The 24275-nt window shown below is 42.2% G+C and carries 22 protein-coding genes; 14 read left to right on the plus strand and 8 right to left on the minus strand.

Going from position 1 to position 24275, the window contains the following annotated elements; translation table 11 throughout:
• Window positions 1-257: 257 nt before the first annotated feature.
• From G4O42_RS01280 to G4O42_RS01290, 3 genes are all read left to right on the plus strand, one after another.
• Window positions 258-998 (plus strand): hypothetical protein, encoded by a 741-nt coding sequence (locus G4O42_RS01280; protein ID WP_032872676.1) that lies wholly within the window; start codon window positions 258-260, stop codon window positions 996-998.
• 64 nt (window positions 999-1062) lie between these two features.
• Window positions 1063-2271 (plus strand): hypothetical protein, encoded by a 1209-nt coding sequence (locus G4O42_RS01285; RefSeq protein WP_032872678.1) that lies wholly within the window; start codon window positions 1063-1065, stop codon window positions 2269-2271.
• Between the two features lie 67 nt (window positions 2272-2338).
• On the plus strand, window positions 2339-2587 hold the full coding sequence (locus tag G4O42_RS01290; protein WP_032872681.1) for a DUF2651 family protein: 249 nt from the start codon (window positions 2339-2341) through the stop codon (window positions 2585-2587).
• 181 nt (window positions 2588-2768) lie between these two features.
• On the opposite strand, the gene G4O42_RS01295 is transcribed toward G4O42_RS01290, so the two are convergent.
• Window positions 2769-3656 (minus strand): glycerophosphodiester phosphodiesterase, encoded by an 888-nt coding sequence (locus G4O42_RS01295; RefSeq protein WP_032872683.1) that lies wholly within the window; start codon window positions 3654-3656, stop codon window positions 2769-2771.
• Between the two features lie 95 nt (window positions 3657-3751).
• Complete coding sequence (gene glpT / locus G4O42_RS01300) at window positions 3752-5086, minus strand: glycerol-3-phosphate transporter (RefSeq protein WP_003156725.1); 1335 nt, start codon at window positions 5084-5086, stop codon at window positions 3752-3754.
• A gap of 334 nt (window positions 5087-5420) precedes the next feature.
• Between glpT and G4O42_RS01305 the strand changes: the two genes are divergently transcribed.
• Entirely contained in the window at window positions 5421-5663 is a 243-nt protein-coding gene (locus G4O42_RS01305; RefSeq protein WP_007408994.1) for a DUF2651 family protein, read from the plus strand.
• A 55-nt stretch (window positions 5664-5718) separates the two neighbouring features.
• Here the strand turns inward: G4O42_RS01305 and hpaB are convergent, their stop codons facing one another.
• The 3 genes from hpaB to G4O42_RS01320 all read right to left on the minus strand — a co-directional run bounded on the left by hpaB (window position 5719) and on the right by G4O42_RS01320 (window position 9988).
• A complete protein-coding gene (gene hpaB / locus G4O42_RS01310; protein WP_032872686.1) occupies window positions 5719-7164 on the minus strand; it encodes a 4-hydroxyphenylacetate 3-monooxygenase, oxygenase component in 1446 nt (481 codons plus the stop codon).
• A gap of 151 nt (window positions 7165-7315) precedes the next feature.
• A complete protein-coding gene (locus tag G4O42_RS01315; RefSeq protein WP_032872688.1) occupies window positions 7316-7741 on the minus strand; it encodes a hypothetical protein in 426 nt (141 codons plus the stop codon).
• Between the two features lie 72 nt (window positions 7742-7813).
• A complete protein-coding gene (locus G4O42_RS01320; protein ID WP_032872691.1) occupies window positions 7814-9988 on the minus strand; it encodes a glycoside hydrolase domain-containing protein in 2175 nt (724 codons plus the stop codon).
• A 233-nt stretch (window positions 9989-10221) separates the two neighbouring features.
• On the opposite strand from G4O42_RS01320, the gene G4O42_RS01325 reads away from it, so the two are divergent.
• On the plus strand, window positions 10222-11280 hold the full coding sequence (locus tag G4O42_RS01325; RefSeq protein ID WP_032872692.1) for a DNA sulfur modification protein DndB: 1059 nt from the start codon (window positions 10222-10224) through the stop codon (window positions 11278-11280).
• 16 nt (window positions 11281-11296) lie between these two features.
• Window positions 11297-12358 carry a DNA sulfur modification protein DndB gene (locus tag G4O42_RS01330; RefSeq protein WP_223204440.1) on the plus strand — a complete coding sequence of 354 codons (1062 nt, stop codon included), beginning with the start codon at window positions 11297-11299 and terminating at the stop codon, window positions 12356-12358.
• A 660-nt stretch (window positions 12359-13018) separates the two neighbouring features.
• On the opposite strand, the gene G4O42_RS01335 is transcribed toward G4O42_RS01330, so the two are convergent.
• On the minus strand, window positions 13019-14020 hold the full coding sequence (locus G4O42_RS01335) for an ADP-ribosylglycohydrolase family protein (RefSeq protein ID WP_032872694.1): 1002 nt from the start codon (window positions 14018-14020) through the stop codon (window positions 13019-13021).
• A gap of 10 nt (window positions 14021-14030) precedes the next feature.
• On the minus strand, window positions 14031-16067 hold the full coding sequence (locus G4O42_RS01340; RefSeq protein WP_079891134.1) for an ADP-ribosyltransferase: 2037 nt from the start codon (window positions 16065-16067) through the stop codon (window positions 14031-14033).
• 146 nt (window positions 16068-16213) lie between these two features.
• On the opposite strand from G4O42_RS01340, the gene G4O42_RS01345 reads away from it, so the two are divergent.
• The 8 genes from G4O42_RS01345 to trhO all read left to right on the plus strand — a co-directional run bounded on the left by G4O42_RS01345 (window position 16214) and on the right by trhO (window position 22750).
• On the plus strand, window positions 16214-16684 hold the full coding sequence (locus tag G4O42_RS01345; protein ID WP_016936884.1) for a helix-turn-helix transcriptional regulator: 471 nt from the start codon (window positions 16214-16216) through the stop codon (window positions 16682-16684).
• Window positions 16685-16755: 71 nt separating this feature from the next.
• Window positions 16756-17826 (plus strand): iron-containing alcohol dehydrogenase family protein, encoded by a 1071-nt coding sequence (locus G4O42_RS01350; protein WP_032872696.1) that lies wholly within the window; start codon window positions 16756-16758, stop codon window positions 17824-17826.
• 80 nt (window positions 17827-17906) lie between these two features.
• Window positions 17907-19061, plus strand: coding sequence for a phosphoribosylglycinamide formyltransferase 2 (gene purT / locus G4O42_RS01355; RefSeq protein WP_032872698.1), 1155 nt, complete (start codon window positions 17907-17909; stop codon window positions 19059-19061).
• A gap of 477 nt (window positions 19062-19538) precedes the next feature.
• On the plus strand, window positions 19539-20072 hold the full coding sequence (gene pssA, locus G4O42_RS01360; RefSeq protein WP_007409002.1) for a CDP-diacylglycerol--serine O-phosphatidyltransferase: 534 nt from the start codon (window positions 19539-19541) through the stop codon (window positions 20070-20072).
• Window positions 20063-20551: a DedA family protein gene (locus G4O42_RS01365; RefSeq protein WP_003156711.1), complete on the plus strand. Its 489-nt coding sequence runs from the start codon at window positions 20063-20065 to the stop codon at window positions 20549-20551. The genes pssA and G4O42_RS01365 overlap by 10 nt, the downstream gene beginning before the upstream one ends.
• On the plus strand, window positions 20544-21359 hold the full coding sequence (locus tag G4O42_RS01370) for a phosphatidylserine decarboxylase (protein ID WP_007409003.1): 816 nt from the start codon (window positions 20544-20546) through the stop codon (window positions 21357-21359). The genes G4O42_RS01365 and G4O42_RS01370 overlap by 8 nt, the downstream gene beginning before the upstream one ends.
• Window positions 21360-21401: 42 nt before the next feature.
• Window positions 21402-21677, plus strand: a complete 276-nt coding sequence (locus G4O42_RS01375; protein WP_032872700.1) for a hypothetical protein — start codon at window positions 21402-21404, stop codon at window positions 21675-21677.
• A 104-nt stretch (window positions 21678-21781) separates the two neighbouring features.
• Window positions 21782-22750 (plus strand): oxygen-dependent tRNA uridine(34) hydroxylase TrhO, encoded by a 969-nt coding sequence (gene trhO, locus G4O42_RS01380; protein WP_007609165.1) that lies wholly within the window; start codon window positions 21782-21784, stop codon window positions 22748-22750.
• Window positions 22751-22786: 36 nt separating this feature from the next.
• On the opposite strand, the gene gltP is transcribed toward trhO, so the two are convergent.
• On the minus strand, window positions 22787-24037 hold the full coding sequence (gene gltP, locus G4O42_RS01385) for a glutamate-aspartate/proton symporter GltP (RefSeq protein WP_007609166.1): 1251 nt from the start codon (window positions 24035-24037) through the stop codon (window positions 22787-22789).
• Between the last annotated feature and the right edge of the window lie 238 nt (window positions 24038-24275).

Here is a 24275-nt window from a genome sequence, read left to right on the forward strand (position 1 = left end):
CTCATGATTTCTCCGTCTTATCAATAACTGTCTTCCATACTAAAGAATGAATGTAAAAGATATGTTGGGCGGCTATTAATCTTTTATGTTTCTTTCTTCTCCGTAACTTCATCCGTTTTCCTGTACTTCAAGTCAAAGCTTTAGAGACAAAACAAATAATTAACCACAGAAAAAATACAGTACGTAAGTCGGGATTACAATAATTGTATAATAAATTAAAATATAGGAGATTAAATAAATAGTTGGAGGTAATAAGTATGAAAACGCGAAAATTTTTTGCAACATTATGCATCATTACTCCCTTAGTATTTGGAGGTTTTACGAGTGTTAAGGCTGTAGACTCGTATAATTCAGAAACAGTAAACTACATATTGAAAATGAATCCGAATCTGTCGAAAAAAGAATTAATTGAATCTGTTAATGATCTAGTTAAACAAGATAATAAAACATCTAATGAGATCTTAGAGGAAATTAAAACTGAATTAAAGAAGCAAGAAAAGCTAGATAAAGAAGAAGGTAAAAGTAATAGAATGAGCACAATGGGCAAGAATAGCGGGCCAAAAATTATAGGATCAAGCTCTAAAGGTAATGTTTACTATACACCTGCATCTACTTTTGGGCTTCCGCATGGACATGTCGGTATGTACTATAAGGGAAATCAAATTGTCGAATCGGTCCCTAAAAAAGGTGTTCGTGCAATAGCTTCCTCGAAACGTAAGGTCGAAAAAAATGCTGTAATTCAAAATGTGAAAGTTTCTAGTTCTAAAAAAAATAATTCAGTAAATTGGGGTTACAGCAGGGTTGGGAAGGATGGTTATTCATATAATTTTGCAACAAATAGAAAATCGAGTCATTATGGTGATAAAAACTGTTCAAAACTATTATGGTCAGCTTTTAAGCTAAAGGCTGGTATAGATATGGATAAAGATAAAGGTCTGGGTGTCTATCCAAGAGACATCAGAGATTCCAATTATACAAAAACTATTAAAACATTTTGATGAATTATGTTCACTCCCTAAGTTTATTTAGGGAGTCATATTATTTTAAGGAGTGAGATTATATTTGAACAAGATTAAGTGGCTTATTATAATTGGGGTCATAGTATTAATAGGTATATTTATATGTATTGGAACATTTAAATATACTAATTCAGCTTCTGATGTTAAACAAACTGAAACAGAAAAAGAAAAGAATTTCTTGAATGATAAAATTGCAGCTATATATTATTCAGCAACAATAGATTACCCTAAAGATGGGAGTTACACTGTATATATTGATGAAAAAGGAGCAGCAACAGCTGTAAAAGGAGATGCTATTGAGGTTGGAACCATTGCACAAGATGAAAAAAACATAGTTAGACAGGACAAAAAAGAAGTTTATATGATAGGCGATAACTTCAAAAAATTCCCGATGCAACATCAAGTACATACAAGTTATGGGCAGTCATCGGGTCATTTAATAAAAGGAAATATCTTTTATTTTTTGAATAATCAAGAAGTCGGTAAAAACCATTATAATAGCTTAATCAGATGGGGTAACAGCAATGGATTTCATGAAAAGATTATTCCGGGTTTCTATACAAGTACTGGTAATGACGGTGAATATATTTACGTGATAAATGAAGATTCTTCAATCAAAACACCGACTTTTCAGGGTATTAAAATAGATAAAGATAAAGTTACAGTTACAGTAGGGAAAGGAACAACAATTCCTATATTAAATGAAGAAAATTGGAGTGTTTATTCACAGATAATAGTTAAAAAAAGCTCAGCCTTTTTTATACTATATAACCAAACGGATAAATCAAACAAAGTAAAATTCAAAGTAGCAGAAATTGATTTAAAGCATAATAAGTTTAAAGGGGCATATCCTTTAGGCAGTTATAATATCCCTGATGAAATTTCTCAACTGGCAATTCCTCTTTCCACTAATAACTTTTTTGTGAAAAATGACACTTTATATCATTTGGCAGCTAATTCAATACTTTATACTTTTGATCTGAAAAGTATGGAGCCGAAGAAAAAACTCCCATTACATAGATCAACAAAATTTGAAAACCAAGCAAAATTCACTTATTTTGATGAGTCTGAAATTTTCTTGTTAGAAATAAGCAAGGGTGGGAAATATGTGATTAATTCTTACTCTTATAAAAACGGAAAAAAATTAAAATCTACTCCTATCAGAGGACTTGAAAAAATTATTAACAATACCCATGTTTCTGAATATGACTTTTTTATGATTAAGAAAAACAAAGAAGTATGGGGTGATTAGATATAAATGGCTAGACAGCTGAGTGAGTATACTTAAGGGGAAATTAAATTCACAAAGGAGAATAATAATGGATGAGCTAGATCTTGCTTTTGGTATTTTACCACTTTCTATTATCGTCTTATCGATTATATTCACTTATATTTTCAAAAAAGTGTATATAATGCCGCTTGTCAGTATAGTTATTTCTGTCATACTAATGTTTACTGTTTTTAATCTATCCTTTTGGGGATGGGTTGTTGTCTATGGTTTAGTATCACTAATATTATCATATATTACAAATAGTGTAAGAACGAAAATAGATAATAGAAATAAATAATTATATCCTTTTGTTTGTAAGGTATCATAGGTAATTCAAAATTACAGTGATACCTTTAATTAATATAAAGGTGAATGTAAGCTTTAATAACATGCTCCGCCCGCTACATAACCCATGATGGCGTTTGCATTATCGGGCAAAAAAACATGGGTTCGGCATCATCTCCGAACCCATGCTGGCTTTATGATTTGTATTCTTTTTTAACCTTTTGGAATATATCCGCATAGTTGGTAAACACACCTGTTACGCCCCAATTCAGCAGACGGCGCATGTCCGCCTCGCTGTTTACGGTATAAGGGTGAAGCAGAAGGCCGTGGCTGCGAATGTTTCGGACATTTTGAGCGTTCAGCGCTTTGTAATCCGGTCCGATTCCGACGGCATATGTTTTTATGTCCGTTAAATCTGCGTCAGTCATTGACATCATCTGTTCCGCTTCAAGCAATTGGACGGCGGGAAGTTTCGGATCGAGCTGTTTGATTTTCAGAAGGCTGTCCCTGCTGAAAGACTGAATGATAACTTGTCCAAGTTTCGCATGCTTGCCTGCCAATTTGTATTTTTTCAGTGAAGCGATCAGTTTTTCTTCCATACCCGGATATGTTTCGGGCGCCTTTGTTTCAATATAATAGTTTGCATGTCTGCCGAACCGTTTTAACACGTCATCAAGTGTGGGAACGTGGAGTCCGGCGTATTGCGGTTTTGCTTTTTCCGGATAGGCCTTATTGAACCAAGAGCCGGCGTCGAGCTTTTGAATCTCGGCTAATGTATGATCCTTCACCCAGCCTTGTCCGTTTGTGGTGCGGTCCAGTTTTTCATCATGCATGACGATCAGCTTGCCGTCTTTTGTCATTTGTAAATCCAGCTCAATATAGTCAGCCTTCATTTTTTGCGCAGTTTCATAAGAAAGGATCGTGTGCTCCGGGACATACCCCGAAGCACCGCGATGGGCAATGGTCAAAATTCTGTCAGGAGACAAAAGGTTTCCTTTTCCCGCCGCCGATACAGGCGTGACGATGAATGACAATAAACCGAATAAAAGCAATACCAAAGCAAACAACTTATGTTTCCGCATGTTTTCTTCCCCCTTAAAAATCAATATCTGTCTCTAGTGTAGAAAATCGTTGTAAATGCTGTACTGCAAAAATATTAATCTTTTATGTTGTTTTCTTACACATGCTCCGCCCGCTTGCCCGTATTCCACGTCATAGCCAAGAAGACGATGGACAGCACGCATGAGGAGATAAGCATGATAAAGCCGCCGTTCCAGTCAAAGCGGTCTACGACATAACCCATGATGGCGTTGGCGAAAGCGGAGCCTCCGATGTAGCCGAAAAACCCGGTTAAGCCGGCTGCCGTTCCCGCCGCTTTTTTAGGCGCAAGGTCAATGGCCTGAAGCCCGATCAGCATGACAGGTCCATAGATTAAGAAGCCGATGCTGATCAGCGCGATATTATCGATGAGCGGATGACCGGCAGGGTTAAGCCAGTAGACCAATACAGCGATAAATACGCCGGCCATGAACAGTACGCCTGCCGGCGCGCGGCGGCTTTTGAAAAAACGATCGCTGATCCAGCCGCACAAAATCGTTCCCGGAATTCCCGCATATTCATAAAGGAAATAAGACCATCTGGAATCTTCAGGAGAGAATCCTTTCGCTTCCGTCAAATAAGTCGGCGCCCAGTCAACGACACCGTACCGCACGAAGTAAACAAAGACATTGGCAAATGCGATATACCACAGAAATTTATTATTCAGCACGTATTTAAAAAGAATTTCTTTGGTGGTCATCTCTTTTTCCTGGTCTTTGAACGCATGTTTCGGATAGTCATTCCGGTATTCTTCAATCGGCGGAAGCCCGCAGGATTGCGGCGTGTCCCGAACGAGAAGAACAATCACAAATGAAATAACGATGGCGATAATCGCCGGAAAGAAAAATACGCTTTTCCAAGTGACAAACATGGCGATGCCGAGAGTCACGAGCGGGGCGAGAATACCTCCGCCTATGTTATGGGCGACATTCCATATCGACATTTTCGTTCCGCGTTCACTGATGGAAAACCAATGAGCCATCGTCCGTCCGCAAGGCGGCCAGCCCATTCCTTGAAACCATCCGTTAATAAACATAAAAATGAACATAATCGTCACGCTTGACGTGACCCACGGCATGGAAACAAATAAAATGTTTACGACACCTGACAAAAACAGACCTGTCGCAAGGAAATACCTCGGGTTGCAGCGGTCAGACACCATCCCCATAATAAATTTACTGAAGCCGTAAGCGATTGATACGGCCGCAAGCACCAAGCCAAGTTCCCCTTTTGAAAACCCTTGTTCCTGAAAATAAGGAATAGCGAAGGCAAAGTTTTTGCGAAGCAAATAATACCCGGCATACCCGATGAAAATCCCCAAAAATACTTGCAGCCTGAGCCGTTTATAGGCCGCATCCGTCTTTGAATCATCCAATCTCTCAATATGCGGAGCCGGCTTAAACAATTGAAACATCATATCCTCCCCTTTGCTGAACGTCTATCATGATGTATGTATGACTCCTTTCCTTGAAAATGACAAAAAGAACCAGAAATCACCCTTGTGAAAGGGCGGGGTTTCCTGGTTCTCCTCATCTCCATCCAAAAATCATTAACTTGTGTATGATAGCGCTTTCTTAAATTATCACAGTCTGACGTGAATGTAAACGCTTTAAGGAAAGTTTTCATTTTTTTGAATAAATAACCGGAGGGAATATCAGCCGGAGCGCGAAAGATTTGAAGTACTCGATTTTGTACTCAGGCATAAGATGTGTTAGGCCGAACTAAGAAAAGCGAAGGGAGTGCATCTGTTGATTGATGAATTGGATTTTGCGTTCGGTGTTCTGCCGCTTTGTATCATCATCTTGTCAGTCGCCGGAACATATTTGTTTAAAAACGCGTTCATTATGCCGGCTGCCGCTTTGGCCGTTTGCCTTATATGCACCTTTACCGTATTGAATTTCTCGTTTATCGGGTGGGCCGTCGTGTACACGCTTGTCTCTTTCGCGTTATCTCATATTACGATGGTGGTGATCAGCCAAAATAAAAAATAGGATCGGCGGCAGCCGATCCAGCTATCAAAAGCAGAGATGCGCTCTCTGCTTTGTTTTATTTATGAATGTGCAGGAATTCCTTGATGACCGCGGTCTGTTCTTCTTTCGGGTAGCTTCTGTACAGATGGCTGGTTAAGCGGACGGGATCACCGAAGAAGTACCGCTCATATTGTGTCTGTCTTGTTCCAAAGGGGCTCATGGTCAAATCCCATGCGAGGCGGAACACTTTTACCCGGTCCTCAGCGTTCAATTCGGCCGCCTGCAAATATTGGTCAAGGTCTCCTCTGATGTCAGAACGGAACGCTTTTTCAGTCGGCAAAGTCACCATTCCGCTTGCCCCGATCAGCTGAATGATTTCCGTGAAGCGCGGGTAGATGTCAGGAAAAATCGCGCTGACCACACGAAGCGGAGTGACACTCGGACGCATATAACCCCATTCATCTGTTTCCGCATCATTCTCCGACTTTTCCAAAAGGGCTTTCATCGTTTCCAGACCGGTGATGATTTCAGCCATCTTAGCCTGAATATGCTGATATTCGCCCACATCTATCGCTTCGACAAGCGTTTGGGCGAGGCCCAGGAGAAACTCCGTTTTTACAATTTGTCTCGTGATAACTTGATGAAATGCGAAGGCGTTAAAAGAGCTTTTCATATTAAAATCAAAAGCCGCCTCATAATTATTATAAAAGAATACGCGTTCCCAAGGGACCAAAACGTGATCAAATACAACGATAGAATCCATTTCTTCATATCTTGAGCTGAGCGGATAATCAAACGCTGATTTTCCGAGTACGAAAGATTCCCTGCAGATGAATTTTACTCCTTTTGTATTGGAAGGGATTGAAAAAGCGAACGCTTCATCCGATTCAAAATACATTTTAGGCAGAGAAACCACGAGCACTTCATCCGTCAGGCCGCCTTGTGTGGCTAAAATCCGGGCGCCGTGTATGATGAGGCCTTTTTCATTTTTATCGACGACTTTTGCCGAGATAGGTGTCGGCGATACGTTTACACCCATTTGTGAACGATTCACCTGAGGGGTGATAAACGTGTGCGTAAAAGAAAGATCCTGTGCAGCAGCGCGTTCGTACAGCGCTTGAACATGTTCCGGAAAACAATGCTCGCGGTCTTTCAAAAGCGCGGCGGAGGAGGCGAAGCTCATCAGCACGGTATTCATATAATCTGGGCTTCGACCCATCATTCCGTGCGTGTGTCTGGCCCAATGTTCGAACATGTTTCTTCTTCTTTTTACGTCATCTTTCGTTTTCGGCTGCAGGTATGAAAGCCCGGCCCGTTCTTTTTTACCGGGAAGACTGTAAGTCATTTGATCTTTCATGTCCGGTTTCGTTTGCAAATCATAAAGAGAGCGCTTCGTTTCCAGAAGGCCCTTAAATGCGGGATGTTCAGAAATCTGTCCCTCGATCTTTTCACCATCGAGCCAAATCTCATTTCCAAGCTGATTTAATCGGTCAATGAACATTTTTCCATTAATGATACCCATCATGTCGCCCTTCTTTCTTTGCAGATCCACTACCTCATTATATTGAAAACGAAATTGGGTGTTCCGGTTATTTCCAAAGGGGAAGAGCCTTTTCTGATAAGGGGGGTGAAGGGTTTGCATAATAAAAAAACCCCTTAAGCAGAGGGGGTTTTTAACTGATCATGTCTTTGTATCGTTGTTCGAGGACGAAGTCTATCATTCCGGTGATACGGGTGTTTTCAGATTTTTGTCTGAAACGGTCAGACACTTGGATTTTTCTTGAAAACGGAAATACAGCAATAATCCAAACAAGGCCGGCCAGACCGAAAACCATCTGCAGAGCCATTTCAATCAAATCATTAAAATGAGTGCTGAAAAAAAAGATATATAACGTGATGAATGTGACTGTACATACAATTTTGACAGTATGTTGAAAGGTGAGGGGCGGTTCAGTGAAACACATTTTCATTTGATTCAGTGTGAGCGAATCTTGTTTCATTAAGTATGTAAGCAGTTCTTCGTCATTTTGACTTCGCGGAATCAAATCGGTTTCTATTTTTTGAACGGTTTCCTTGTATATCTGCATATCAATCTTCATGCGAATCCTCCTTTAGAAATAACTCCAAGAATACTCATTGAGCATTCCTGGAGCAAGGAGCTGCCTGTTCAATTATAGAAATAGTGATAAAACCGTGCTGAACAAGGCTGCAGCTCCTCCTAATTCAGGTGCTAAAACGACTAAAGCACCGATCCCTACAATAACAATAATTCCTGCGCCTGCAATAGCCATGGTATTCACGACAGAATCCCAATCCGGGGAGTACACCTCTTCGGAATCCGGCAACCTGAAGCTCTTTTGTTTTATTTTAAATGTAATGGTAGTTGTTAGTCCAGTTGTAGCACTGTCACCGACCGGAATATCAGGTGTATAAATTTTAAATTGAATATTCAGCGATCCCGCAGCCGGATTGACATACACTTCTAAATAACCGTTGCGGACTGACAAGCTCAGACTGTTAAGCAGGTTTTGATAGGAATCAATTTGTGATGCTGTAAAAGAGACTTGTGAATCTCCCATCAGACCGGTAATATAAGCTCCCGGTTTGCCATTTGTAATGGTAACTGTGTTGGGAGAACCTTCGCTTGGCACTGTTGCCAAAAGTGAAGTAGATAAAAGAATATCCATTTCAGGTGATGTATAAATGGTTTCTGTCTTGTCGAATTCAAACATGGCATTCGCAAGATTCGATATATTTTCTAAAGCAGGAATGGTTGTTAAAATGTCCGTCAGTGTGCGCAGTCTTGCATCATACACAGGATCAGAAGGCGGATGGACGCTGCTTGCACCCGAGTCTTTTCCGGAGTATCCGTCTTTGTCAATGGCGACTTTTCCCGCTCCGCTTCCGATCGTTCCTTCATAAAATTGATCAAAAGCCCAGTTTTTCGGCATCGGGTATCCGAGGTTGCCGCTGAATCCGGTCGACATGTTAGCCGTAAAACTATATTTGGTCAGACCTGCTTCTGACGTCCGGATACAAATGTTTCTCGGTCCGTATACCCCGATTTCATATTTCGGCGCAGTTGAGAACGCCTGCATTTTCATAAAAGCTGACTTGATTTCTTGAAAGTAAGGGATGATTTTATCCGTGACTTCATAATCATACGCATCGAAATCGACGGCAAAGTAAATGGTCGTTCCTGACGGAAAGCCTAATCTTCGGGCGGCTGATGCAGCGCTGTACGCATCTCTCGTTCCTTGGTCTTTTACAAAATAAGAAGATTCATAGCCGCCGTCCTGATAAATCGGAAACACGCTTAAGCCGGCATTGAAAATAGTGGAGAGTTCTTTTGACGTTAATGCTTTCGATGTCAGTCCGCTGCTTGTCCGCACATTCCCGGTCAGATATCTTCCCACGATCTTATAGCCATTCTCACGCAAAGTTTTGGCCGTATCTGCCGTCAAAATGGAAGCGGTGTCACAAGCTGAAGCAGCACGGGTTGTGTCGCCTGAGCTTGATAATAAAGCTTTAATCGTCGGCATGTCCGCATAACCAGTCTGCGGCAGGCACATAAACTTTTGGAAAGCTTTCACTGCCGATACAACGCCGACGCCGTATTTTCCGTCGAATTCACCGGGGTCAAATGATTTCCCATTACAGTAAAGCGCGTATTGAACAATCAAAACAAAGCCTGTCCGTGAATCGCCGGGAGTCAAGGTAGGACATAAGCTGGTCGTTCCGTTTCCGAAAAATCCATTGGCGACGCTTGTGCTCATGCCTTCTTCTTTTTGCAGGGCATAAATGAGAGCCTTGTTTGTATCGCGGGCATATAAGCCGTCACAAGGCATCAAGCCGATGTAGTCATTGTAATCCCGGTTCAGGTTCTGCTGGATTTGGCGGATTTTTTTGTCGCCTCCCGCTACTAACCGAAAAGCGCTCATATCCAGCAAGGCCTTCATAATGAGTGCCGTGACGATGCCGTCTTGCTTAGTGAGCCCGGCCGCTTTTTGAAACTCTTTTACAGCATTTTCGGTATTTTCATAGAAAACGCCTGAAAATCCGCCGGGGTTAAAACCTTTACACCACAGCGCCCCTTGCAGAATGTAATTCATGTTTGTCGGCTTAGAATCGGGAGCCTGCTTTTTCAACGGCTTAAACAATCTTTGTGTCGTTGGGCCGAAGTTATCGGCAGGTTCTGAAATACCAAGCTCAATTTGAAGCGCCCGTGTCAGACCGTAAATGGTATCCCAGCCCGTTTTTCCGTTTTCCGGCACTTTGTTGTACCCGTGTCTGCCTTTGTACGTTTCATTCAGCCATTGTTGTGTTTCCAGGACCATTTCGTCCATTGCAATCCCTCCATTAGGTGTAGTGTGCGTTCATTCATAGGTGGCAAACGTATGACGAGAAAAAGTGATTGTAAAGGTATAAAGATGAGTAATTTATATAGGAATAGGAAGGTTATCAGGTATATAGGGTAATTAAAGTAAAAAACATATAAATATCCCTTTATTTATCTGAATGTTTAATCTATAATAAATTTAAACACATAGATAACATTGAAATACAAAGGAGTGACGGCATGAGTCTAAGAATATTGGTTGAACCTGAAAGTAACTTTATAACAATGTTTGGATTAAAAGGAAAGCAATTTGGTTACGATGTGATTTCATGTCAATGTACAGTTGATTACATACTTAAATTTTTGGATGTAGATAAAAGTGTTCAAAGAGAAATAGCAGAAAAACAGGTTTCTAATATAAGTAAATATATACAATACGGAATGGAGGGCAATGATATCTATTTTCCTCCACTGATTTTTTCTGCGAGAGGTAAAGGGAAGTTTGAACATGATAAAAGCCAGTTTCATTTACATAATGGTGAGAAAATGGTGATACTGGATGGTCAGCACAGAATTGAAGCGTTCAAAACGTTGAAAAAGAGGATAGAAGTTAATGGTGCTGATCCAAAAAAGCTTGAGTATATAAACGAATTCCCATTAACAATTCAGATTTATTCAGACTTAAATAAAAAACAAGAAAGGCAACTGTTTACTGATGTTAATACTAAATCTTCGAAAGTAAGTAACACCTTGTTAATAATGTATAAAGATAATGATTTAAATGGAAAAATTGTTAAAGAAATAATTAATGATCATCCATCTATTTCTCCTGATAAATTTGAAATACGTGCTCAAAGAACAACTACTAAACTTATGACCGCATCTACTCTATACAATATTGGTTTAGCTTTAAATGACGGTACCCTACAAGTGAAAAATAATACCTCAAAGATAAATAAAGAAAACTTTCCTGAATATAAAAAAAGGTTAGAGGACTTCTTAACGCTTTTGCTTAAGTATGCACCCTCACAGGCTTTAGATAGAGACAAATATTTCATCTTGAATCCTTATGTGCTACAGGGTATTGCAAGATGTATATACTCCCTGAGAGAAAACAATAATGACTTTAATATGGAAACTTTCTTTTTAAGTATTTTTTCAAATGTTGACTGGACACATAAAAATAAAGAACTCAAACAATTAGGAATCCCTTTTAATCCAAAAACAAATAAATACAGATTCACGGTTGGAACAAGAACAGCAATTCGAATTACCAATATGTTGCTACAAAAAGTGTAGGGAGAAAGGGGCTTTGATGGTGTTCGAAAAAAGGTTAAAAGGTCTTATTAATTTAATAAATGGAAAAAATAAAGGCATTATGACTACCCAGCTATCAGTTAGAGATTTGTTGGACATTTACGAGATTGATAATAGAGTCAATAGAGACATTAATTATTCTCGGCTAAGCTCACTTGCCAAATATATTGATTCGTATGACTCTGGTATTGGAATATTTTTGCCTTCTTTTGTCCTGGTGTTTAAAGGAGACCCTATTAATTTTTATGATAGAAGCACTAAAGAATTAGTATTGCCACAAGGTTTTAAGTTAAGAGTCATTGATGGACAACATAGAATAAAAGGAATGGAATATCTTTTAAAAACTATAGTTGATACTGAAAGGAAAGAACAAGTATTAAACAGTATAGTTAGTGCTCAGATCTACTTTGGTTTATCTGATAAAGATCAAAAGAATGTTTTTGTAGACATAAATTCAAACGCAAAAAGAGTTTCTATGTCATTAATCTCGAAATATGATACAAGAGAGGTTATGAGAGTACTTATTAGAGACATATATCAAATTAACAAATCCCTACAAGTTGCTGGTGTAGAATTCGAAAAAAGTAGAATAGTGAGACCAGGGAGTAAGTTATTTAGCACGAGTGCACGTTTGAATACTTTTCTGACTTTACTTTTATTTGGTAAGGCTAAGTTGAGTAAAACAAACGAACAGATCTTAAAAGATAATTATGATGATGTATTAAGCTTCTTAAATAAATTTTTCGATGTTTTTTTTGAGATATTACCTGATCAGTTAGGAGATGTAACTAAATATACATTGGGACATGAAGCTTTGCAAAATGCAATAGCGCTATATTTACATGAATTAATTATGATTGAATCAATAAACGTTATAGGGTGGAAGGATTGTTGGGAACAGGAAGTTGAAAAATTGGGGGAATTTGATTGGACCATAAAAAATACTCATTTCACGGAATTCATGATTGACAGCAGATCTGGAAATAAAAAAGGGTTTAAGACTTTTATTGATAGGCAATATGATGGTATATTAGAAATTCTAAAAACACAACTAGACTAATTTAATTGTAAGATATACAAGTTTTTTTACACTTAGCCATACTTTATTTTAATAACCTTTTACATTTTTGTTTTGCATATATGGTTTCAATTAGTTCGGGTTGTTAATGTCCTGTAATTTTCTTTCTATCAATATCATCACAACGGGATAATGTAGAGTATTCCTTAAGTTGTTGCTGTTACAGTCATGCAAGCATGAAAGCATAGAGCCCGGGTGAAGAATAAAAAACAGATCGTCAATAGGAGACTGATCCCTGTTTTTGTGACGGGGATCAAAATGCTTTTAAGCAGCCAGCTGTCGGTATATGACCGGCAGCTAGTTGTTTAGTTTAGATAAAGATTTTCTGTCTGTAGTTTCTCTGATTCGGAGGAATACGCTGGACCTTTTTTGTAAGTGTATTGCTTTCGAAACAGGCTGTGTGAATCTGTGTGTATTTTAGCTTTATTATTTGACCCATGTTGAACCTGCTTATCAATACTCAATTCTGCATAATCTTTTTCATAAGCCCGCCCTTAGTCTCCTCTCGTCAGCCTTTTGTTTGACTTCAACTCCATAGAAAAAATAGCTCCACAATTTATTGATCCGTTTTCAAATTTGAAAGTGTTTTTGTTTGTCTCATAGTAGGGGGCAGTTTCACCACGATCTGTTTATTGCTTAAATCTATTGAGCCGCTCTCTTATAACAATATTGAAAAAATCTTTCACATAGGTCTAAAATATCTTGTTTTCTTGTCAGTCTATTAATCCACTCTTCTGGAATACTATTGATCTCATAGCACATGCCGGCTAACGTACCTGTAAGAAAAGCGATAGTATCTGTATCTCCTCCCAGGTTAACTGCTTCTAAGACTGCATCCCTATAGTTTGTATGTTTAAAGAAACACCACAATGCAGCCTCAAGAGAATGCACAACATAGCCGTCAGAGATAATATCTTCTTTTTTCGCATCTAAAATAGATTGATCAAACACGCGTCTGTAACATACCAATTCATCTCTATATTTTATATCCTTGGATAGTTCTGACCTGCAGGTTTCTGTTGCTCGTTCAAAAGCCCGAGCTGGAGTATTATTATTAAATAAATGGATGAGAAATTGTATATAAACAATACAGGCTAGTGTAGATCTTGGATGCGCATGTGTTAATTCCGCCCACCGTTCAATTTCCCTTTTTCTTGTCGTGAAGTCTTTTTCATTGCATAAGATAAAAACTAAAGGAGAAATGCGCATTAACGCGCCGTTGCCGTTATCAAACTCAGTGATTCCGCCGCATTGACGAACGTTTTTCTCTTTTAAAAAGCGCTCAATGGCTTCATCAGTTGTTCGACCGATATCAAACATATGGCCGTGCGGTGTCCAATAACCATCTTCCCGGTATGAGGTGAATTTTTCCATCAATTCAATTTCGCCATTTTCCTCAATTAAATTTTCTATCAAGCATAATGTCAATGATGAATCATCTGACCACGTCCCCGGGGGCTGATTGTAAGTACCGTATCCGGTCATGCCGTTTACTTCTAAATTCCTGTCCTTGAATTCCACGGGTACACCCAGTGCATCCCCGACAATACCTCCCAATATCGTTGGGAAAAGTTTCTCTTTTATAGATAAGCCTAGGTAAATACGGTCATCGTCGTTCCATCTGTCTTTCATTTTTCTTCTCATTGGTTTGCACCTACTTTTTAATTAAATCTAATACTAAATGTATTTTTTCATCTGCATCGAGTTTAGCATCTCTAATAATCATCTCATGTCCGGAGTTTAAAAGAATCTCTGCCTCTTCTGGAAAGTGGCTTACTTTCGCAATATAGGCTCCGTTAGTTCCTTTAGGAACATTGATGGAATAGGAAACTTTCTTATAATCAAAAGCTGATTCCTTAAGGAGGGCAGTGCTCATGAAAGCATCGTCTTTTATTCTCTGCCCAACTAAATTATTTATGAGCCCTTCTGTCAGCACTTCGTCTCTAGGCAGGATCTTTCTTAAAGCAATTAAGTCTGTACCGCGATAAACAACAATGTCTTCGGGGATTTTTGCCTTTTCCAGCGCACTATGAATATCAGTAATTTTTGTAGGATTAATTCCATTTAATGAGCTATTAACGCCCCGCAAATACGCATTGATATCTTCATAATAGTCTCCGGTATAATCAATTAGAGCTTGTTTTTCTTCCGCAGTAAGAGAATTTATCCATTTGTCATAATGTTTTTCTCCCCAAATATGTGCCTGTTCTAGATTATCTATTTTTCGAGGACTTGTTTCACTTATATCCAGATCCCTTTTGTCCCTGAAGGACCCGTTAAAATTTAATAAGGTCTCCTGCTTCACATCAATTGCTTTCCCCGCCGGAGAAGGTGATTTTCCAATTCCGGCAAGCGCAGGCTTCCAGGGTTGAGAAATCGAGCTTTTTCCTTTTGTGTAAATTCCAGCTGCTACTTTTTTCTGATCCGCAATAAAGGTCTTTGCTTCCTTCGTCACAAATCTCCCGACCCTTGTCACTCCGGTAACTTCTCCGGCGCCTTTTGCTCCTAAGAGGGAGACAGCAGCGTAAGCGATATAGTGGGTGCGGCTGTAGGTGTCACCGTGAATGATGTTTTCATTCCATGAAGTTTTGAAGGATTGAACCATATAATCGAATGTTTCCGGTGCATTGTAAATGGCGCCGATGAGTTCTTGTCCGGCTTTGGCCTGTTCTATTGTTCCTGCGTGTCCTTGTGCTCTTTGCAGCCAGATTGCGAAATCGTAAGCGCCAATGACGGTGTCTTTTCCTGCATCCCATATCCCAAGCGTAATGCCTTTTGCCCCGTCGACGAGCATTTGTCCGGCTTGGCGCATGGCTTTTAGCTGGACGAGGCTTGAGTAATATTGTAATTGTTCGGCGCTCATGTTGTCAGCCCCGAGTTTTTCTGCAATGTTTATATATTCATCCGGGTCAGAAATGCGGTCCAGTTTTTTCTGTAAAAAGGCGGTTTCTTCCTGCTGTTTCATTTTGATGTATTGATGGGCTTGTTTTTGTATGCTGTCTTTTCTTTTATATACGTCAGTATCGTGAAATGCTTTGGCGTTAAAAGATTGCGGACCGCCTGCTTTACTTGTTAAGTCGGCCAGCGTCCGGAAGAAGGCTTCAACTTCGTGTTCAAGCGCTTCAGATTGAGCGTACTCGTGAACCAGTTTTGCGTCGAGTTTATGTAAGTGTTCTGCTGTTTGCCGTTTTTTGTGATCGGAGGCATCAAGTTTGCCGGTAACCGAAGATTTGTCAAACGGTGATAAGGACAAAATGTCGTCAATTGATCCTAAAATTCGGCTGATCTCATCATGCTGGCCATCAATGATATGGTAAGCTCTTTGCCCGGCATGCTTAAGCTCACTATCAAGAAACGATTCTTCCAGCAAGTCATGCCGGCCGAAGCCCGCCTGTTCTATTTCTCTTGGGATGCTTTTGAAAAAAGTAATTTTCATGTCGCAGAGATCAAGCCAAAGCTCTGCTCCGGCGGCCTGTTCAGTATAGAAGGCTTTAATGGCGTCCGCGCCTTTTCCTGACATGGCGTCCGTATTTGCAATGCCGTGAAACTGCTGTTTTAAAGCAATCATGTCATCTTTCGTTTTTTGATAAGCTTTCAGACGGCTGTTTGCTGATTGAATGAGAGTATTGGTTTCGAGTAATTTCATATACAGTGTCCTTTCGCCTGATTTTCTCCGACCGTATTTTACCATGAAGATGCCAATTTCTGTTCGTAAATTGAGAAAAAGAGGAAAAGGGTACTTTTTTACCGATTCTTTTGATTCATTTAAAAATGTACCGATATAAAAAAGGCGTGCCCCGGTGTAAAATGGCTATATTGATAAATATGGAGGTTGAGATGGATCAAGATTATATGACTGAGCTTGTCTCAGTCCAGCTGAAGAAAATCCGGTCGGAGAGAGGCTACACACAGGAGAAAATGGCGGATGTGATCGGTCTTTCCAAAAAGGCGCTGGTGCAGATTGAGAAAGGGCGGGCGCTTGCGGAATGGCCGCACGTTGTGGCGGTTTGCGCGCTTTTCAGATCAAGTGAAACACTGCAATCCGTATTAGGAGATGATCCGCTGGAGGTCATTGAAGCGGTTGCCCATCGCACAATTGACAGGCCGAAGGGGAAGACGATGGGCGGCAAGGTGTGGTGGAAAACCATCGAGAAAAAAGGCGAGTTCCGCTTGCAGCAGCATTTGATTTCCCACCATTACCGCATCCTTGATTCCTATGATGATCTGTGGTTCAGCAGTTTTGAAAAGGCAGAGGCTTTGGAGCGGCTTGATGAGCTGTTTTTGGAGGCGGAAGAAGCGAAGCGCTGAGCACCTCCGGTTGATGTATTTTCTGACAAGTGGGAAAATATATATAAATTTCAGCCAAAGGAGAGATTCGAATGAAGCCTGAAGATATCGTCCGAAGCGGCCCGAATCAGTACATATGCAAGGAAGGAATCGCAAAAGAACTTCCGGGGCTGCTGGAGACATTCAGAAAACCCGTTATTGTGACCGGAATCAAATCCTATCAGGCGTTCTCCGATTACAGCGGCGGTTCTTCCTGGGATGTGATTCAGCATAAAGGATACTGTTCACCTGAGGCGGTGCGTAAGGTCTGTGAGCAGGCGGAAGACGCGGATGTGATCATCGGTATCGGAGGCGGCACGATTTTGGATATGGCAAAAGCGGCGGCAGACCGGCTTGATATAGAGGCTGTGATGGTTCCTTCCATTGCGGGGACGTGTGCGGCAAGTACACCGTTGAGTGTCATATATGATGAGAGAGGCAATTTTATCAGAGTTGATTATCATAAGCGTTCAAGCTATTTGACGCTTGTTGATCCGCTGTTTTTGCTTTTCTCTCCCATTGAATATATGAAAAGCGGGATCGGTGATACGCTGGCGAAATGGTATGAGGCTGAGGCGGTCATCAGAAATACGGAGGAGGCGGCGCCGCTGATGGCGCAGGCGGGGCTGAGGCAGGCGGAATATATCCGTAATCTGTTATTGCGTTACAGTGAAGCGGCCGTCGGAAGCATGGAGAAAGGCGAGCTGTCCGTGCCGTTTATCCATACGGCGGAAACGATCATTATGCTTGCGGGAACGGTCGGCGGGTATGGCGGCCGTTTGTGCAGGATGGCAGGGGCGCATGCGGTCCACAACGGACTCAGTTTTCTTCAGGAGACACATCAGGTGCTGCATGGCCAGAAGGTTGCTTACGGCATATTGGTGCAGCTCGCGCTTGAGAATCGGAGACCTGAGATTGAAGAGCTGCTTCCGTTTTACCGCCGGCTCGGTTTCCCCGTCAGTCTCTATGATCTCGGCATCCTTGACAATCATGAGGAAGCCAAGCTCTGTATTGCTTCTCACGCCTGCCGGGCGGAAGAATCGTTATGCTTAATGGGACAATATCGCGAGAAGGACGTGTCAGCTGCGATTGAATCGCTCGAATCAGCGCAAAAGACAGGATAGAGCTGTCATCTATCTTGTCTTTATTTTTTGAATATTTCCGTTATAATGAGTGGGGTATAGAAAGGGAGGGGCCAAAGGACATGTATCAGGCGAAGAAGATGTTGTTATTAGGATCAGGCGAGCTGGGGAAAGAAGTCGTCATTGAAGCGCAGCGGCTCGGGGTTGTCACTGTAGCCGTTGACAGCTATGAGCATGCTCCCGCCATGCAGGCCGCGCACAAAAGCTATGTGATTGATATGCTTGATAAAGCGCAGGTCAGAGAAGTCATTGAGAAAGAAAAACCGGACTTGATCGTGCCGGAAGTGGAAGCCATTGCGACGGATGAGCTGCTGAAGCTTGAGGAAGAAGGTTTTCACGTCATTCCGAATGCGCGTGCGGCAAAGCTGACGATGGACCGTGAAGGCATCAGACGGCTTGCGGCAGAGACGCTTCATCTTCCGACTGCCGGCTATGAATTCGCGAATACATATGAAGAATTTAAAGAAGCGGCGGAAACAATCGGCTTTCCGTGCGTGGTAAAACCGCTGATGAGCTCTTCCGGAAAAGGGCAAAGCGTGTGCCGCTCGGCTTCCGGGCTGAAAAGCTGCTGGGACATGGCGATGGAAGGCGGCCGAGTGAAAAACGGCCGGGTCATCGTTGAGGAATTCATTCCGTTTGAATCAGAAATCACTCTTCTGACAGTGCGCGCGGCGAACGGTACGTCCTTTTGCGCGCCGATCGGACATGAACAAAAAGACGGTGACTATATTGAATCATGGCAGCCTCATCATATGACGGAACAGCAGATCAAAGAGGCGAAACACATTGCGAAAAGCATAACGGACGAGCTCGGCGGATACGGTTTGTTCGGGGTGGAGCTTTTCCTTACTGAAGATAAAGTATATTTCAGCGAGGTGTCTCCCCGTCCGCATGATACAGGGCTCGTTACGCTTGTGACGCAAAATTTGTCAGAGTTTGCGCTGCATGTCCGCGCGGTATTGGGATTCCCGATTCCGGAAATCACTCAGCTGTCGCCGGGGGCAAGCCGTCCGCTGAAGGCGCCAAAAGAGCTTGCTGATTATGCGCTTGAAGGTGTGGAGAAGGCTTTGGCGGTAAAAAGCACTCAGGTCCGCGTATTCGGTAAACCCGTCACGAAAGTAGGACGCCGTATGGCGGTTGCGCTTTCTGCAGCTGAGACCGTTGAAGAGGCCAGAGAAAGAGCGACCGAAGCACTCAGTTATTTATCAATTACATAAAATGATCTTAAAAGGCGTTTTTACCGTAATGGTAAGGCGCCTTTTTTGTTTGGACAGACTATATACTGGAAAACGGGGTTGTGAGATAATGTATGAGGCCGTTTTGTGCCGGCTTTTTAATTCTTGAAACTTTTTATGTCCGCAATCGTTATATGTAATGTTCTCATTTCACGGAGAAGGAAATAACAATACATCATACGGCTTTTCATTCATCAAGAACGGACAATCCGATTCTCAGCATGGAATATTTAAGCAGGGTAATCCGGAATAGAGGAAACCATGATTGCTTACCTTAATATGAACGGCGAAAAAACAAAAATCACCAGATTAGATTGTTCAAATAACACCAAATGCTGTATAATAAAAGAATTTGAATGATAGCATTGAAAGAATTCCATTTTATGTTTCCGTAAAATGGAGTCTTTATGCATACGCAGTCCGATTTGATATGGTTTTAATTGGAGGTTTGTGTAAACTGTGAATTATATACCTAGTATGATTACAATTGGAAATTTCATTTGCGGGCTCTTATCGATTCATTCCCTTTTGTATCATAATATACACTCTGCGGTGATCTTTATTTTCACCGGGATGTTTCTTGATTTCTTTGACGGTTTGGCCGCCCGTAAGCTGAACGCGGTATCGGAGATGGGAAGGGAGCTTGACTCTTTTGCGGATCTCGTGACGTTCGGCGTAGCGCCGTCCATGCTCGCTTACAGTGTTTCACTATATACGATTCCGTTCATCGGAATTTTAATCGCGCTTTCCTACAGTATCTGCGGGATGATCCGTCTTTCCAGATTTAATATTGAACAAAGCAAGCTGCCGACGTTTATCGGGATGCCGATTCCGTTTGCGGGTATGTGTCTTGTCATTTTGAGCTTTATCAATAACGCTTTTCTTCTGGGGGCGGGAACGATCGCGCTCGGTTATTTAATGGTCAGCAACATTAAATTTCCGCACTTTAAAAAACAGGCGCCTGAAAACCTGGAGAGCAGAAGATGGAATTAGTTCAGCAATTAATATCCGATTACGGATATATCGCGATTTTTCTTATGCTGACACTCGGTATTATCGGATTGCCAATTCCGGATGAAGTCATGATGACGCTTGTGGGCTACTTCGCTCATTTAAACGTACTGAATTACGGGCTCTCCATTCTGATCAGCTTTATCGGAGCGCTCCTTGGGATGATTATCAGCTACTTCATCGGCAGAAAAGCCGGCCGGCCGTTTATTAATAAGTTCGGAAAATGGGTCGGCCTGAAGGAAAAGAGGATGGAGAAAGTAGACAGGTGGATGAAGAAGTACGGGCCGTACACCATTATTTTAGGTTATTTCATCCCCGGCATCAGACACGTGACCTGCTACTTTTCCGGAATCGGCAGAATGGAATTCAAAACCTACTTATGCTTCGCCGCCATCGGAGCGTTTTTATGGTGTTTTATTTTTATTACTATAGGAAAATTTATAGGAGTAATCAATGTTTAATACTGCCGCTAAAGTTCTTTACCGTTCATTGATTGAACTGACTAATAATCGATTGACGTCTTATCTCATTAAAAACTTCTGTGAATCGAAACTGAGCAAGCCGATGATTCCGCTGTTTTCCAAACACTATCGCATCAACTGGAATGAAACGGAACGTACGGCTTCTGACTTTGATTCACTGGCGTCATTTTTCATTCGTGATATTAATTTAAATCTCCGCCCCGTGGCAAAAGAGAAGAACGCCATCGTCAGCCCGGTGGACGGTGTCGTTCAGACGGTTGGCATGATTAAACCCAATCAAACTTTCATGGTAAAAGGGAAGGATTATTCGTTCGCCGAACTGACGGGGTTTAAAAGCGCCGATCACAAGTATAACGGCGGGTGTTTTGCCGTGCTTTATCTGAGCCCGAGACATTATCACCGCTTCCATTCTCCCGTCAGCTGCACGTATCAGAAGCTGGCCGAGTTGGGGAAACGCTCCTATCCCGTTAATACGATGGGATTGAAGTACGGGAAAGATGTGCTCTCAAAAAATTACCGTTATGTGTACGAGCTGACCCGTGCTGACCAGCAGATGCTCATGATTCCGGTAGGTGCGATGAATATTAACTCGATCGTTCAGACAAACACCGGAAACAGGCTTGAGACGGGGGAAGAGCTGGGCTATTTTTCATTTGGATCGACCGTTATTTTAGTATTCGAGAAAGATATGTTTACCCCTTCGGATAACCTGACTGAAGGCCGTGAATTACAGGTCGGTCAGATCATCGGTTATGCGGAGTCACAGGAGGAGGCGTCCGCTTTATAAAAGCTGCTCCTCTTTTTTATATGGTGTAAGGAAGTGAACATTATGAAAGAAAAGGATTTGGCAAAGCTGATAGAGCAGTACCATCATACAGGGGATCAGCAAATTCTTGAAGCCGTGCGGGACGCATGCCGGCCTGTCGTTGAGGAGCTCATCTCAGAACTGGCTGAAGACAGCGCCGATCTTCTGCGGGCAAAAGGCCGTGACCGTTTTCCGTTTATTATCGGCAAGTATCAGACCGCGGCCGGCCTTTCGCTTGAGACCTTTTTGCGCAACACGTATCGGTTTTATTTTCAGCAGGTTTTAAAAGGCGAAGCGTGACTGGAAGAAAGAGTCCGGACGGAAATGTTCATCTTTCGCCCGTTTTCCTGTATGATATAGTAGAGTGTGCGATCATTAATTTAATTGAACAGGGTGTATAAATCATGGAAAAACAATATAGAGTTTTACTTTATTATAAATATGTAAAGATTGATGAGCCTGAAGAGTTCACGGCTCAGCATTTGAAGTTTTGTAAGGAGCTCGGTCTGTTAGGCCGTATTTTGATTTCTGAAGAAGGCATTAACGGTACGGTGTCCGGAACGGTTGAACAGACGGAACAATACATGAATGCGCTGAAAGCTGATCCGCGCTTTGCCGACATGCCGATTAAAATTGACGAGGCTGACGGACATGCATTCCGCAAAATGTTTGTGCGCCATAAAAAAGAATTGGTGACGCTTCGTCTCGAAGATGATGTTGATCCGAATGTCACGACGGGCAAGCATTTGAAACCGAAAGATTTTTATGAGCAAATGCAGGATCCTGACACGATCGTGATCGACGCCAGAAACGACTATGAGTATGACCTCGGTCATTTCCGCGGAGCGGTCAGACCTGATATTGAGGCGTTCCGTGAGCTGCCGGACTGGATTGAAGAGCACAAAGACATGCTTGAAGGTAAAAAAATTCTCACGTACTGCACAGGCGGCGTACGCTGTGAGAAATTTTCCGGCTGGCTGCTGAAGAAGGGCTTTGAAGACGTGTCCCAGCTTGACGGCGGTATCGTCACTTACGGTAAAGATCCTGAAGTGAAAGGGCAGCTGTGGGACGGACAGTGCTACGTGTTTGACGAAAGAATCAGCGTACCGGTCAACCGCGTAGAGCACGTTATCATCGGAAAAGATTATTTCACGGGCGAGCCGTGCGAGCGTTATGTGAACTGCGCAAATCCGGCATGTAATAAAAAAATGATCTGCACACCTGAGAATGAATACAAATACATGCGCAGCTGCAGTCACGAATGCCGTACGAACGAACGCAACATGTATGTGAAAGAGCACGAAATGACTCAGGAAGAAATCAATGAACGTCTTGCTTTGATTGAAAAAGAGGATCATGCGGCGATTGATTAATAGAAAAGACCACCAATGAGGTGGTCTTTTTTGTGTTTACATACTTTCTGTCCGGGCAGTCTGGTCTGCCGTGACGGGTCCTTTATATTTGAATGCTTTTTCCCACTTGGACACGACGATGCAGGCGACCGCATGGCCGGGCACGTTGACGCCGGTTCTCGCCATGTCCATGACGCGGTCGACACCGGCAATGATGGCGACGCCTTCCGCGGGGAGACCGACGGCATTCGCTGTCGCCAGAAGCACGACGAGTGAGCCTGACGGGACGGCGGCAATGCCTTTGCTTGTCATGACGAGCACAAGCATCATCAGAAGCTGCTGAGAAAGCGGCATCTCCACATGAAACGCCTGCGCCAGAAAAATACAGGACACCGATAAATAGAGGCTTGAGCCGTCACAGTTCAGCGATAAACCTGACGGAACCACAAAGGAGACGACCCGCTTCGGACAGCCGTATTTCTCCATCCGATCCATCAGCTGAGGCAGAATGGTTTCTGTGCTTGTCGTGGAGAAAGCGATCAAAAACAGATCCCAAATCATTTTCAGCACTTCAAAGTATTTGATTTTAAAGATGAGCCCCACGATCGGAAACAGAACGAAGAGTATCAGGAACAGCCCGAGGAACACAGTGCCGATCAGCTTCAGCATCGGAAGCAAAAGCGCGATTCCGAATTGCCCGACGGAGGCGGCCATCAGGGCGAGAACGCCGATCGGAGCGGTGACCATCACCATCTGCGTCAGCTTGAACATAATATTTGCCGTGGATTCGAAGAAACTCATGACAGGTGCGGAGGCTTTGCCGATGCCGGCTGCGGCAACACCGAATAAAATCGCGAAAAAAATGACGGCGAGAAGATCGTTTTTCGCCATAACGTCAATGATATTAACGGGGATAATATCAAGAAGCATTTGTTTCAGGTCGACTACTTTTTCCGTATAGCCGGAAAGCTCGTGAATATCTTTTTTAGCAAGATGAGAAAGGTTAAGTCCGACTCCCGGCTTCAGCACGTTCGCCAAAAACAGACCGAGCGCCAGAACAAGCGTCGTAATCACTTCGAACCAAATAATCGTTTTGATGCCGAGACTGCCCATTTTTTTCATACTGCCGCTGCCGGCGGCTCCGATGACAATGGTTGAAAACACGATCGGCACGACAATCATTTTAATCAGGCGGATAAATCCGTCTCCGACGGGCCGCAGCGCCATCCCGAAATCCGGGAAGAAATGGCCGATCAATGCTCCGATGGCTAAAGCGATCAAAATCTGGAATGCGATAAATTTTTTCAAGCGAATCCCCCTTTTACTTGCGCATTTCATACGTAATTCGTGAAGCAGGCGGCAACCACCTTCCTATCCGCCATAAATTTGTCACATTATTGACTGTGCGATAGAAAGGATTGTTTTACATTATGTAAGCGCAATCATTTAATATGACAGAAAGTCCTCATTGAAAAAAATGAAGGAGCATAAGAATAAAGAAAGATTTCTGATGAAAATATTAAAAATTTTGATAATTATCCTCTTA

Origin of the sequence: Bacillus sp. LUNF1 (assembly GCF_011008975.1) — a bacterium.
GTDB classification, from domain to species: Bacteria; Bacillota; Bacilli; order Bacillales; family Bacillaceae; genus Bacillus; species Bacillus velezensis.